The following is a 12,696-nucleotide window of genomic DNA, read 5'->3' as shown; positions in this document are numbered from 1 at the left end:
GTATCTTTATCATCTCCGCGACACATAGAAAAGAGGACTGAATGGCGAGTAACAACGTAGCCCAATTTGCCACCGAACTGAAGATGCCTGCAGATTTGCTGCTGACGCAGCTGCGTTCTGCCGGCGTCGAGAAAAGTTCGACGTCAGATCCATTGTCGAAAGATGATAAGGACAAGCTTTTGGATCATCTGCGCCGCACCCATGGCGCAGCGGCTGACACAGAAAAGAAGAAGATCACCGTGACCCGCAAGGAAACGACCGAAATCAAGCAAGCCGATGCAACCGGCAAATCGCGCACCATCCAGGTGGAAGTGCGCAAGAAACGTACTTTCGTCCAGCGTGATGAAGCCGCGCCGGTCGCAGCAGAACCGGTCGCGCCTGCCGCGCCGGTGATCGATCACGCCGAAGTGGCGCGTCGCGAAGAAGAAGCCCGCAAGCAGGCTGAACTGATCGCCCGCCAGGAAGCTGATCTGCGCGAAAAGCAAGAACGTCTGGCCAAGCTCGACGCAGAAAAAGAAGCCCAGGCGAAAGCCACGCAACAGGCTGAATTGGCTGCCAAGAAAGAAGCCGAAGCAGAAGCCAAGAAAGCCGCCGCCAAGGCCGCTACCGTGGTCGCTGCCGCTGCTGCAGGTACGCCTGCCGTAGCTGACGACGCTGCTGCTGAAGCGAAAAAAGCTGCCGCCGCTGAAGAAGCGAAGAAAAAAGCTGCTGCCGCTGCAGTTGCTGCCAAGGAAGCTGCTGAAAAAGCCGAAGCCACCGAACGCGCCCGCAAGGCCGTGGCGGACGAGGTTGCCCAGATCAAGGCCATGATGAACGCGCCACGTCGCGCCATCAAAGCCCCTGAGCCAGCACCGGCGCCAGTCAAGCCGAAGGCGCCGGAAGGCACCTTGCACAAGCCAGCCGACAAGAAACCTGGCGAAAAACCAGGCGACAAGAAGCCAGCGGTTGCAGACAAAAAATCGATCAAGTCGGCCAATGTGTCGTCGACCTGGTCGGATGACGCGAAAAAACGCGGCACCACCGGTGGTCCCAAGCCACGCGGCAATAGCGGCCCGGCGGGTCGTGACAGCTGGCGCGGTGGCGCGAAGGGCCGTCGCCCATCGCACCATGACGAGCGTGAATCGAACTTCCAGGCACCGACCGAAGCTGTCGTCAAAGACGTGCACGTGCCGGAAACGATCACCGTCGCCGAACTGGCGCACAAAATGTCCGTCAAGGCATCCGAAGTCATCAAGCATTTGATGAAATTGGGCCAGATGTGCACCATCAACCAGGTGCTGGACCAGGAAACGGCCATGATTCTGGTCGAAGAAATGGGCCACAAGGCATTTGCTGCTGAACAAGACGATCCGGAAGCCTTGCTGGCCGACGTGGGCGAACACGCGCACTTCGAGTCCAAGCCACGCGCTCCTGTGGTCACCGTCATGGGTCACGTCGACCATGGTAAAACGTCCTTGCTCGATTACATCCGCCGCGCCAAAGTCGCTTCGGGCGAAGCCGGTGGCATTACGCAGCATATCGGCGCTTACCACGTCGATACGCCACGCGGCATGATCACCTTCCTCGACACCCCAGGCCACGAAGCGTTTACCGCCATGCGTGCCCGTGGTGCGAAGGCAACCGACATCGTTATTCTGGTGGTTGCCGCCGACGATGGCGTGATGCCGCAAACCAAGGAAGCGATTGCCCATGCGAAAGCAGCTGGCGTACCGCTGGTAGTGGCGATCAACAAGGTCGACAAACCGGGTGGCAACGTCGACCGTGTGACGCAGGAACTGGTCGCCGAACAAGTCGTGCCGGAAGAATACGGTGGCGAATCGCCATTCGTGCCGGTATCGGCCAAAACCGGCCAGGGTATCGACGATCTGCTGGAACAAGTGCTGTTGCAAGCTGAAGTGCTGGAATTGACGGCACCGGTGGATGCACCTGCACGCGGCCTGGTGGTTGAAGCGCGTCTGGACAAGGGCCGTGGCCCGGTTGCGACGATCCTGGTACAGTCCGGCACCCTGAAGCGCGGCGACGTGATTTTGGCTGGCTCTTCGTATGGCCGTGTACGCGCCATGCTGGACGAAAACGGCAAGGCGATTGCCGAAGCTGGTCCATCGATCCCGGTAGAAATCCAGGGTCTGACGGAAGTGCCAGTGGCGGGTGAAGAAGTGGTCGTCATGGCTGACGAGCGCAAGGCGCGTGAAATTGGTCTGTTCCGTCAAGGTAAGTTCCGTGACGTGAAACTGGCTAAGCAACAAGCCGCGAAACTGGAAAACATGTTCGACCAGATGGCCGAAGGCGAAGTGAAAAACTTGCCATTGATCATCAAAACCGACGTGCAAGGTTCGCAAGAAGCGCTGGTCGGTTCGCTGCAGAAGCTGTCGACATCGGAAGTGCGCGTACAAGTGGTACATGCTGCCGTTGGTGGTATTTCGGAATCGGACGTCAACCTGGCAGTCGCTTCGAAAGCGGTCATCATCGGCTTCAACGCCCGTGCCGACGCTCAAGCACGCAAGCTGGCCGAGTCGAATGGCGTGGACATTCGCTACTACAACATCATTTACGATGCGATCGACGAGATCAAATCGGCGTTGTCGGGCATGTTGGCGCCAGAGAAACGCGAAACCGTTATCGGCCAGGTCGAGATCCGCCAGGTTATCCTGGTCTCGAAAGTGGGCGCAATTGCCGGCTGTCTGGTCACCGATGGCGTGGTCAAGCGTGCTTCTTCCGTCCGCCTGTTGCGCAACAACATCGTGGTGTGGAGCGGCGAGATCGACTCCCTGAAACGCTTCAAGGACGACGCGAAAGAAGTGCGCGCCGGTCTGGAGTGCGGCCTGTCGCTGAAGAACTACAACGACATTCAGGTTGGCGACACCCTGGAAGTATTCGAAGTTCAGGAAATCGCTCGTACCCTGTAATTGTCATACTCCGCGCGGACTTGTCCGCGCACACACGTGGGGCGCATTGGTCAACGGGCAACCGTTTGACCCATGCGCCCTGCGGCACTTAGGACAGCATAGAAATATCATGGCTAAACATAGCAAAACCATGCCAGCGCGCGGCTTGCGCGTGGCTGACCAGATCCAGCGCGACCTGGCCGAAATCATCGCCTACGAACTCAAAGACCCGCGCGTCGGCACCATGATCACCGTGACCGAAGTACAGATCACGCCTGATTACGCGCACGCCAAGGTGTTTTTCACGATGTTGAAAGACAGCAAGGAAGCCATCAAGAACACCACCGAAGGCTTGAGCGCCGCGGCCGGTTTCATCCGTGGCTTGCTGGGCAAGCGCCTGCACATCCATACCTTGCCGATGTTGCACTTCGTGCACGACAGCTCGACTTCACGCGGCATGGAAATGTCCTTGCTGATCGACAAGGCCAACGCCACGCGCGCGGCTGATGCCGAGCCGGACGACAAATCTGAAGCGGACGAGCAATAAGCGTGGCCGGAGCAAAACGACCGCCCGGCATCAAGCGGGTGCGTGACCTGGTCGATGGCGTGCTGCTGCTGGACAAGCCGGTCGGCTGGTCCAGCAACGATGCCTTGATCAAGGCCAAACGCGTGCTGAATGCGAAAAAGGCCGGCCATACTGGCACTTTGGATCCGTTCGCCACGGGCTTGCTGCCGCTGTGCTTTGGCGAAGCGACCAAGTTTTCCCAGGATTTGCTGGAAGCGGACAAGACCTACGAGACCGTGGTGCACCTGGGGCAGACGACCGATACGGGCGACACCGAAGGTGAGGTGCTGGAAACGCGCGACGTGAATGTGACGCAGGAACAGATCGACGCCGTGCTGGCACAGTTCCGTGGCCCCATTATGCAGACGCCGCCGATGTACTCGGCCCTGAAGCGCGACGGCAAGCCACTGTATGAATATGCGCGCGCCGGCATCACCCTGGAGCGTGAAGCGCGCCCGGTAACGATCCACAAGCTGGAATTCATCCGCTATGAAGCGCCGTTTTTGACCTTGTCGGTGATGTGCAGCAAGGGCACGTATATCCGCGTGCTCGGTGAAGATATCGGCGCGGCACTCGGTTGCGGCGCGCATCTGAACGCCTTGCGCCGCACGCAGGTGGGCAGCCTGACACTCGCTGGCGTGGTTACTCTGGACGAACTGACGGCCCACGAAGCGCCGTTCGGCTTGCTGGCCCCCGTCGATGCCTTGCTGTCGAGTTTCCCTGCCGTGCAGTTGACCGAGGAATTGGCAAAACGCTTTTTGCACGGTCAGCGCATCGCCCTGGGCAAGGAAGAGGTTGTCGTGCCAGGCGAGCCGGGCAGGGTGCGTGTGTATCACGACACAAAACTGCTGGGCACTGGCCAGTTGCAGGAATACAGCATCCTGGCGCCAGAGCGTCTGATCGCCACGGCGCAGCAGCCGTAAGTCACAATAAAGTCATATTAGTCAGCGACACTATCAAAATGGTGTCGCTTTTTTTAAACCATCCGTCGCCGACCGTTGGAGCCGCCAGCATTTTTGAATAGCGTTGCAGCGCAACATGCTATACTACGCGGTTCCGGAAATAGATTAGCATTCGGGTATCTCGTACACCTACGTACGCACTCCGCAGTTTTTCAGTAACTACTACGACCATGTCAAATACAAAACGCGCAATTCGCAACATCGCAATCATCGCCCACGTTGACCACGGCAAAACGACCCTGGTTGACCAACTGCTGCGTCAGTCCGGCACCTTCCGTGAAAACCAAGCGGTAGACACACGTGTCATGGACTCGAACGACCTCGAAAAGGAGCGCGGCATTACGATTCTGTCGAAGAACTGCGCCGTTGAGTACGAAGGCACCCACATCAATATCGTCGATACCCCAGGCCACGCCGACTTCGGTGGCGAGGTAGAGCGCGTACTGTCGATGGTTGACTCGGTTCTGCTGCTGATCGATGCACAAGAAGGCCCGATGCCACAAACCCGTTTCGTCACGCGCAAGGCGCTGGCACTGGGTCTGAAACCTATCGTTATCGTCAACAAGATCGACCGTCCAGGCGCACGTCCGGACTGGGCCATCAACCAGACTTTCGAACTGTTCGACAAACTGGGCGCTACCGACGAGCAACTGGATTTCCCTATCGTTTACGCTTCGGGCCTGAACGGCTACGCTGGCCTGACCGAAGACGTACGCGGCGGCGACATGAAGCCGATGTTTGACGCCATCCTGGAACACGTGCCAGTACGCGACGACAATCCAGAAGGCCCGCTGCAAATGCAAATCACCTCGCTGGACTACTCGTCCTACGTGGGTAAAATCGGCATTGGCCGCGTCAACCGCGGTACCGTCAAGGTTGGCCAGGACGTGCTGGTCATCAATGGCCCAGGCGCAACCCCAGTCAAAGGCCGCATCAACCAGGTGTTGAACTTCAAAGGCCTGGAGCGCGTGCTGGTAGACGAAGCTGTTGCCGGCGACATTTGCCTGATCAACGGTATCGACGAAATCGGCATCGGTTCGACCCTGTGCGCACTGGACACTCCAGAAGCGCTGCCTATGCTGACCGTTGACGAGCCTACCCTGACCATGAACTTCATGGTCAACAACTCGCCACTGGCTGGCCGCGAAGGCAAGTTCGTGACCTCGCGTCAACTGCGTGACCGTCTGGAAAAAGAATTGAAAGCCAACGTTGCTCTGCGCGTTGCGCCAACCGATGACGACACGATCTTTGAAGTATCGGGCCGCGGCGAGCTGCACCTGACGATTCTGATCGAAAACATGCGTCGCGAAGGCTTCGAGCTGGCTGTGTCGCGTCCACGCGTGGTGTTCAAAATGGTCGATGGCGTGCGCCAGGAACCGTTTGAAAACCTGTCGGTTGACGTAGAAGAAGCCAACCAGGGCGGCGTGATGGAAGAACTGGGCCGCCGTCGTGGCGACCTGCAAAACATGGAATCGGATGGCAAGGGCCGCGTGCGTCTCGAGTACCTGATCCCGGCACGTGGCCTGATCGGCTTCCAGGGCGAATTCATGACCCTGACCCGTGGTACCGGTTTGATGAGCCACGTATTCCACGAATACGCAGCCGTCGACAACACCCGTGGTGAAATGGCTGGCCGTCGTAACGGCGTGCTGATCTCGCAAGATGACGGCGCTGCTGTTGCCTACGCTATCTGGAAACTGCAAGACCGCGGCCGCATGTTCGTGTCGCACAACGATCCAGTGTACGAAGGCATGATCATCGGTATCCACTCGCGCGACAACGACCTGGTGGTTAACCCGATCAAGGGCAAACAGCTGACCAACGTGCGTTCGTCGGGTACCGACGAAGCGGTACGCCTGGTACCACCTATCCAGATGTCCCTGGAATACGCAGTGGAATTCATCGAGGACGACGAACTGGTGGAAATCACCCCGAAATCGATCCGTCTGCGCAAGCGCTTCCTGAAAGAGCACGAGCGTAAAAAAGCATCGCGCGATTCTTAATATGTTGTAGCGCATGGCCTGCGGGCCATGCCCGCCGCATCAGCAAGGCCACGGTTATCCGTGGCCTTTTGCATATCTGGTCTATTACTTTGGAGCGGACGCTGGCTCTGGCCGCACGCGGGCCGCAGCACCACCCGGCAGCTTGATCACATAGTCGGTCTTGTAGGCATTGCCCGGCTGCTCAAAGTCGGTAGAGACGATCTGGGCGCCGCTGGCGAAGGCGGCATTGGCGCGCGTCATATCGTTGGTCTTGGCTTCAAAGGTTTCGATGTCCGAGCGGGTGCGCACCAGATAACCCTGTTCCACGTATTGACGGATCTGCTTGCCACGCACCAGCGCATTGTCCATCAGCAAGAAGGCCGCATGGTCTTCGCCCGGCTCGGCGCGCAAAAAGGCGGCGCGCCCTTTCAAAGACGGGTGGCCCGTCAGGTAGCCGGCAGCGCCGCTGGGGCCGTTCGCCGTCATCAGCAAAAACAGTACCTTGCCACGCGCATTTGCCAGCGTCGGCCAGTTGTCGGCGCGCACGGCGGCATTCAGGGTGGGGTAGTTGCCGCGCAAATCGTCGGGCGTGATGATGCGCTCGCGGCCCATCACCGACAACAATTCCTTGTCCATGTCATCGAACAGCGCCGGCGTGAACGGCACGGTGTGGGTGGCGCCGGGCAATATGGGCAGGTCCTGGTTCTTCGCTTCGATCAGGATAAACAGCGGCACGTGATCGGCATGCGCATCGGACCAGCCGCGTATCTGTTGCAAACACAGGTGCAGGGTAGGGCAGTTGCTGCGGAAGTCGATGTCCGGAATATGCAGCACCTTGAAGCCGGGCTGGTCCAGGCCGGCCGAATTAAACGGCAGCAAATCGGTGATGCCTTTGTCGCGCAGCATCTTGTAGCCGACCGGATTGGCATAGATGCCGCCCTTGGGATCGGGATTGATATCGATCTCCAGGCTGCGCACGCCCAAGTTCAGCTGCGTTTCCAGGCTGGGGTGGCTGTATTTCAGCAGTTCCGAGGCCGACATGCTGTTCGGATGCTCTTCCTGGAACAGGGCGCGCGCCGCCGGTGGCATCTTGTCGATAAAGCTGCTGAAGTCGGGGGCCTTTTCTTCAAACAGCTTTTCCATCTGCGGATCGAGTCCCTGGCCGTAGCTGTTGTGGGTGCCCAGCACCTGCAACTGGTTGATCTTCAGGTCGGCCGGCAGTTGATGTGCTTCGGCTGCATAGGCGGATTGGCAGAGCAGGCAGGCCAGGATAAGTGTGTGCAGTTTCATGAGGTCTTGGAAGTTAAGTTAGTAGTTGTAGTTGGCAAAAATGCCTACCGTGCGGACGGCGTTGGGCGAGGTGTAGTGCAGCAGGCCGAGTGTTCCGTATTGCTGGTAGCCGGTAGAGAAATAGCGGTTGAGCAAGTTGCGCGCATACAGGCCGAATTCGAAAGCGCTGTCATGTGGCGCGAATGTCAGGCGCGCATTGACCAGGCCGTAGCCGGGCACTTCCGAATAGGCCGGCTGGCCCACCACGGTCCACAGCTTGCTGCGGAACGCATAGTCCGCATGCGCTTTCAGGGTCAGCTTGCCGCCGACTTCGGTCTGGTAGTTGACGCCCAGGTTGCCGGCCCAGCGCGGCGCATTCGTCAGGGCCGTATTGGTGTAGTCGGTCTTGCTGTCGTAGACGTAGTCGGTGAACTTGGCGCTAGTGTAGGTCAGCGCGCTGTTGAAGGTCAGCGCTGGGGCGGCGCGCCAGGTTGCGCTGACCTCTGCGCCGCCGCTACGCAGGCCGCCGGCGTTGCCGATCACCGCCTGCAGGGTCGGGCTGCCGGGGATGCTCGTGAGGATGGTGGTCTGGAAGTCATTGAATTTTTCCAGAAACAGGTCGGCGTTCAGGCGTAGCGTACGGTTCAGCAGTTCCGACTTGATGCCCAGCTCGTAGCTCTTGACCGTCTCTTCGCGGTAGGGATCGTATTTGTTGCCGACAAAGGCGATCCCGGCCGGTTTGTAGCCAGTGGTGTAGCTGGCGTACACCATGGTGTCCTTGCTGAGCTGGTACTGCGGCGAAATGCGGTACGAGAAATTGTGGCCAGACACCGAACCCTCGGGATACAGCGGCGGCGCACTGGTGGCGACAAAGGTGTTGTTCACGCCCGTGATCGGTTCGCTGGGCGTGTTGATGTAGCGCAGCGACTGGCTGTTGCGGTCTTGCGTGTAGCGGCCACCCAGCGCCAGGCTCGCTTGTGGCGTGAAGTTGAATTTCAGCTGGCCGAACGCCGCCGCCGTGGTGTTGCGCGTGTTGAACAGGGACGTGTTGCCATCTTCACCGATGGCGCCCGTCAGCGCGTACAGTTGCGTGCGCGGCACGCCGGTGGGCGACACCAGCGGTGCGCCCAGGGTGGCCCATTGCAACTGGGTTTGCCGGGCGTCGAGCTGGTTCCAGAACAGCCCGCCCAGATAGTCGACAAACTGCCCACTAGCGGACGCCAGGCGGAATTCCTGACTGTATTTGGTGGTGCCCAGCGCGCCCTTGTTGTACGGCACGTAGGCAAAGATATTGCCTGGCACCAAATCGGCCGGCGTGTCGTTGTCGTAGGTCGTGCCCCGATAGGCGGTGATCGAGGTCAGCGTCGCGCCGTTACCGAGCTGGTAGCGCAGGCGCAAGGAGCTGCCCCATTCTTCGCTGGTGGTCTGGCCGAACGAGGAATCGGCACTGTCGGCATTGCGTGGCCCCGGAATAACGCCGTTGGCGATCTCGGCCGCAGTGACAGCGGCTGGCGCGCCAGAAACAGCTGTACGAATATTGCTGTCCCAGTGATGCTGGTAGTCATTCGACAGTATCACTTCCAGGTCGCGGCTGGGATTGAACAGCGCGCGCGCGCGATAGCCCCGTTCGCTGACGCTGCCCAATGTGCGGTCAAGCGTGGTGTACTTGCCGTAGCCGTCCTGGCCCTGGTTGAAGGCAGAGATGCGCAAGGCGCTGCTGTCGCCCAGCGGCAGGTTCAGCGTTGCGTTGTACGTATGATCGTTGCGCTGGCCGTAGCTGACGCCAGCGTTGAGGCTGGTGGCGCCGATTTCGGGCTTGGCCGTGTTGACCGACATCACACCCGAGGTGGCGTTCTTGCCGAACAGCGTGCCTTGCGGCCCCATCAGCACATCGACACGCGCGATGTCGACCAGTCCGATCAGGCCGTTGGCGCGCTGGGCGTCCATCACCACATCATCGACCACCACGCTGACCGATTTGGCGTTGGAAAAATCGAAGCTTTCGCTGCCGACGCCGCGAATCTGGAAGGCCGCACCCTGCGTGGGGTCGTACTGCAGGCTGGGCACTAGGTATTGCAGGTCGGTCAGTGCGTGGTAGCCGGAGTCTTCCAGCGCCTTGCCAGTGATCACGCTGACGGCAATCGGTACGTTTTGCACATTTTCGCTGCGCCGCTGCGCCGTCACGATGACATCCGGCAGTGCAGTCGCTGACTGGTCTTGCGCGGAGGCGGCGCCACAGCTGACGGCGGCACAAGCGAGCACCAGGCTGCGGTAAGGGGTTGAAATCAGCATGCTTTCCTCAGGAATGAGTCGATGAAAGCGTTTACTGTATCAAGCTAATATGACCGTAAAATTACAGTTGTACGAAAATATTTTTCATAATTGTAGGGGTATTTGAATAAAGGAAGACGGATGGTCGAATCAGCTTAGGTGCGCTGCACCCAGCTGATGACGCTGCCGAAGGCTTGATTGACGGCTTGCCGGGCAGTTTCGCCGGGTGGCAATGTATTGGCCAGGCCGATCAGGCCGATGGACATGATCTGCGCCGCCAGCCAGTCCATGCCGGTGGCCTCGGGCGCCAGTTGGGGCAACAGTTTGACCAGGTTGATGCCGCGCTGGCGCCGCATGTCGGCCGCGCAAGCAGCCAGCCGGGGCAGGCGCGTGGCGGCGATGGCGACGGCAAAGGTGGCGCGGCCGACATCGAGTCCGTGCTGGTCGCCTATGCTTGATAGCTGCTTGCCGCTCAGCTCAGCCTTGTCCACGGCGATCAGCAGGTGCGAGATGATGTATTCCAGCCCGGCGATCACCAGATCGTGCTGGGTCGGAAAGCGGTAGCTGAGCGTGGTATGGGGCACGCCGGCCTCGGCGGCGATGGCGCGGTGGGTCAGGCCGCTAACGCCGCGCGCCGACAATTGCATGGCGCAGGCCTGGGCCGCGCGTCCCGGCCAGCCAGCGCTGAGGTCGGCGCCCTGCATGACAGATGGTTCGCCCGGCTGATACTCCAGCGCATCGAATAGCATGGAGAACAAGGCCGTATCGCTGTTCTCGTCCGGCCGTTGGACCAGTCCGGAAAACAGCCGGCGCAGGCACAGACGGCGCAGCAGCCGGTAAGGCGGCGCATGATTCAATAGCACGCTGTAGGCCAGTTCGTCGATGAAATAGCCGGCCAGCCAGCCGCTGTCTAGCAGGGCGGCGGGGAGCCCCGCGCGCGTGCCGAACTCGTGCCAGAACTGCCCGCGCGCCTGCAGCCATGGCGCAAACGCCGCTTGCACCGTCTCGTCCCAGGTCGAGGCTTGTACCATTTCGACAAACAGCTGCGACAGCGGACGCTGGCGCACCGCCAGTTCTTCGACGATGATTTCCGCCAGGTCGGCGGCAACGGCCGGCGCCAGCATCTCCAGCGTGACGAGGTCGCGGCGCCAGGTCGTGAACAGGCGCAGTTCCTCATCCAGTGCGGCCTTGCAGATGGCCGTGATCACATCGGCACGCGCGCCGTAGTGATTGCTGAGCACCGTGACCGATACCTCCAGACTTTCTGCCAGCGGCCGCAAGGTCAGGCCAGCGAAGCCTTCGGTGGCGGCGATGCGGCAGGCGGCCGCCAGCAATGCTTCCGCGGTGGGTGGCTTGCCGCGTTTGCGTGTGGCTGGCGGTTCTGCCAGGTGATCCATTGGGGGCATGGTCGATGTTTTCCTGTTTCTTTTCTGATAGGCGTGCCATCGCTGGCACGCCGGCCAGCGTCATTTTTGATATGATACGCACCTGCTGGTGTTTTATAGCCAGAATGTTCTACTCGGCCGTAGCCGCCCACCCAACGGCCTGCCCTTCGTGACGGAGGGGGAAGTCCTTGCGCCATAGCCTACTATCTTATTCGTTATCACCTTGCTTGCTGAAGCCATCTCGTCGCCATCCTGCCGCGCCACGAGATGAGCCAAGTGATTATTCCTTATGTACAGCGATAAACCAATGCAACAAAACCTTCAGTCCCCAGCAGGGGAAGCTCAACAATCCAAGGTTGACACTGGTCGCCGGATTAGCGTCGCCCCGATGATGGACTGGACCGACCGCCATTGCCGCAAGTTCCACCGCGAAATCACGCGCCATACCTGGCTCTACACGGAAATGGTGACCACCGGTGCGCTGGTCTACGGCGACGTGGAGCGTCATTTGCGCTTCAACGAGGAAGAGCATCCGGTGGCGCTGCAGCTGGGTGGCAGCGATCCGAAGGATTTGGCCATCAGCGCGAAACTGGGCCAGCAATGGGGCTATGACGAAATCAACCTGAACTGCGGCTGCCCGTCCGAACGCGTGCAAAAGGGCGCGTTTGGCGCCTGCCTGATGGCCGAACCACAACTGGTGGCCGATTGCGTGAAAGCCATGCGCGACGTAGTCACGATCGACGTCACGGTCAAGCACCGTATCGGCATCGACGATAGCGAGTCCTACGACTTCGTGCGCGATTTCGTCGGCACCGTGGCTGACGCCGGCTGCTCCACGTTTATCGTGCATGCGCGCAATGCCATTCTGAAAGGCTTGAGCCCGAAGGAAAACCGCGAAGTGCCGCCGCTGAAATACGATTACGCCTATCGCTTGAAGCGCGACTTCCCGCAATTCGAATTCATCATCAATGGCGGCATCAAGACGCTGGACGAAATCGACCTGCACTTGCAGCATCTCGATGGCGTGATGCTGGGCCGCGAGGCGTACCACAACCCGTATGTGATGGCGCAGTTCGACCAGCGTTATTACGGCGACACTGCCGAAGTGAAAACCCGCGAGCAGGTACTCGAAGCGATGATCCCTTATATTAGTGCGCAGCTGGCAAAAGAGGGTGGCCGTTTGAAATTGAACAGCATCACGCGCCACATGCTGGGCCTGATGCAAAACCTGCCTGGCGCGCGCAGCTTCCGCCAGACTTTGTCAGATTCGAAGAAGCTGGCGTCGGGCGATCCGCGCTTGCTGCTTGAGGCGGCCGCCCGTTTGCCTGCCCATGTTTGAGGCTTAGTCTCCACCTGCTTTAACCTGTGCGGCCGGGC

At 59.8% G+C, this 12,696-nt stretch carries 8 protein-coding genes; 5 read left to right on the top strand and 3 right to left on the bottom strand.

All coding sequences use genetic code 11. From position 1 onward, the window contains the following. The first annotated feature begins 41 nt into the window (after positions 1-41). The 4 genes from infB to typA all read left to right on the top strand — a co-directional run bounded on the left by infB (position 42) and on the right by typA (position 6,415). Positions 42-2,906, top strand: coding sequence for a translation initiation factor IF-2 (gene infB, locus HDE75_RS18215; RefSeq protein WP_183680852.1), 2,865 nt, complete (start codon positions 42-44; stop codon positions 2,904-2,906). Between the two features lie 109 nt (positions 2,907-3,015). Continuing rightward, a complete protein-coding gene (gene rbfA, locus HDE75_RS18210; protein WP_183680850.1) occupies positions 3,016-3,432 on the top strand; it encodes a 30S ribosome-binding factor RbfA in 417 nt (138 codons plus the stop codon). A gap of 2 nt (positions 3,433-3,434) precedes the next feature. Then, complete coding sequence (truB, locus tag HDE75_RS18205) at positions 3,435-4,373, top strand: tRNA pseudouridine(55) synthase TruB (protein WP_183680848.1); 939 nt, start codon at positions 3,435-3,437, stop codon at positions 4,371-4,373. 209 nt (positions 4,374-4,582) lie between these two features. Beyond that, entirely contained in the window at positions 4,583-6,415 is a 1,833-nt protein-coding gene (gene typA / locus HDE75_RS18200) for a translational GTPase TypA (protein WP_183680846.1), read from the top strand. A gap of 84 nt (positions 6,416-6,499) precedes the next feature. Here the strand turns inward: typA and HDE75_RS18195 are convergent, their stop codons facing one another. From HDE75_RS18195 to HDE75_RS18185, 3 genes are all read right to left on the bottom strand, one after another. Further along, positions 6,500-7,684: a phosphatidylinositol-specific phospholipase C1-like protein gene (locus HDE75_RS18195; RefSeq protein ID WP_183680844.1), complete on the bottom strand. Its 1,185-nt coding sequence runs from the start codon at positions 7,682-7,684 to the stop codon at positions 6,500-6,502. Positions 7,685-7,702: 18 nt separating this feature from the next. After that, positions 7,703-9,955, bottom strand: coding sequence for a TonB-dependent receptor (locus HDE75_RS18190; protein ID WP_183680842.1), 2,253 nt, complete (start codon positions 9,953-9,955; stop codon positions 7,703-7,705). Between the two features lie 134 nt (positions 9,956-10,089). After that, a complete protein-coding gene (locus tag HDE75_RS18185; RefSeq protein ID WP_183680841.1) occupies positions 10,090-11,340 on the bottom strand; it encodes a TetR family transcriptional regulator in 1,251 nt (416 codons plus the stop codon). A 286-nt stretch (positions 11,341-11,626) separates the two neighbouring features. Between HDE75_RS18185 and dusA the strand changes: the two genes are divergently transcribed. Next, complete coding sequence (gene dusA, locus HDE75_RS18180) at positions 11,627-12,658, top strand: tRNA dihydrouridine(20/20a) synthase DusA (RefSeq protein ID WP_183680840.1); 1,032 nt, start codon at positions 11,627-11,629, stop codon at positions 12,656-12,658. The last annotated feature ends 38 nt before the right edge of the window (positions 12,659-12,696 follow it).

The organism is Janthinobacterium silvisoli (assembly GCF_014200725.1).
Taxonomy (GTDB): domain Bacteria; phylum Pseudomonadota; class Gammaproteobacteria; order Burkholderiales; family Burkholderiaceae_D; genus Janthinobacterium.
Note: the sequence above shows the minus strand (reverse complement) of the source record. Positions and strands in the feature narration are given on the sequence as shown.

Excerpts from the sequence above, each read along its gene's own strand:
- typA (WP_183680846.1), top strand. The coding sequence starts at position 4,583 with ATGTCAAATACAAAACGCGCAATTCGCAACATCGCAATCATCGCCCAC.
- HDE75_RS18195 (WP_183680844.1), bottom strand. The coding sequence starts at position 7,684 with ATGAAACTGCACACACTTATCCTGGCCTGCCTGCTCTGCCAATCCGCC.
- HDE75_RS18190 (WP_183680842.1), bottom strand. The coding sequence starts at position 9,955 with ATGCTGATTTCAACCCCTTACCGCAGCCTGGTGCTCGCTTGTGCCGCC.
- HDE75_RS18185 (WP_183680841.1), bottom strand. The coding sequence starts at position 11,340 with ATGCCCCCAATGGATCACCTGGCAGAACCGCCAGCCACACGCAAACGC.
- dusA (WP_183680840.1), top strand. The coding sequence starts at position 11,627 with ATGCAACAAAACCTTCAGTCCCCAGCAGGGGAAGCTCAACAATCCAAG.
- rbfA (WP_183680850.1), top strand. The coding sequence starts at position 3,016 with ATGGCTAAACATAGCAAAACCATGCCAGCGCGCGGCTTGCGCGTGGCT.
- infB (WP_183680852.1), top strand. The coding sequence starts at position 42 with ATGGCGAGTAACAACGTAGCCCAATTTGCCACCGAACTGAAGATGCCT.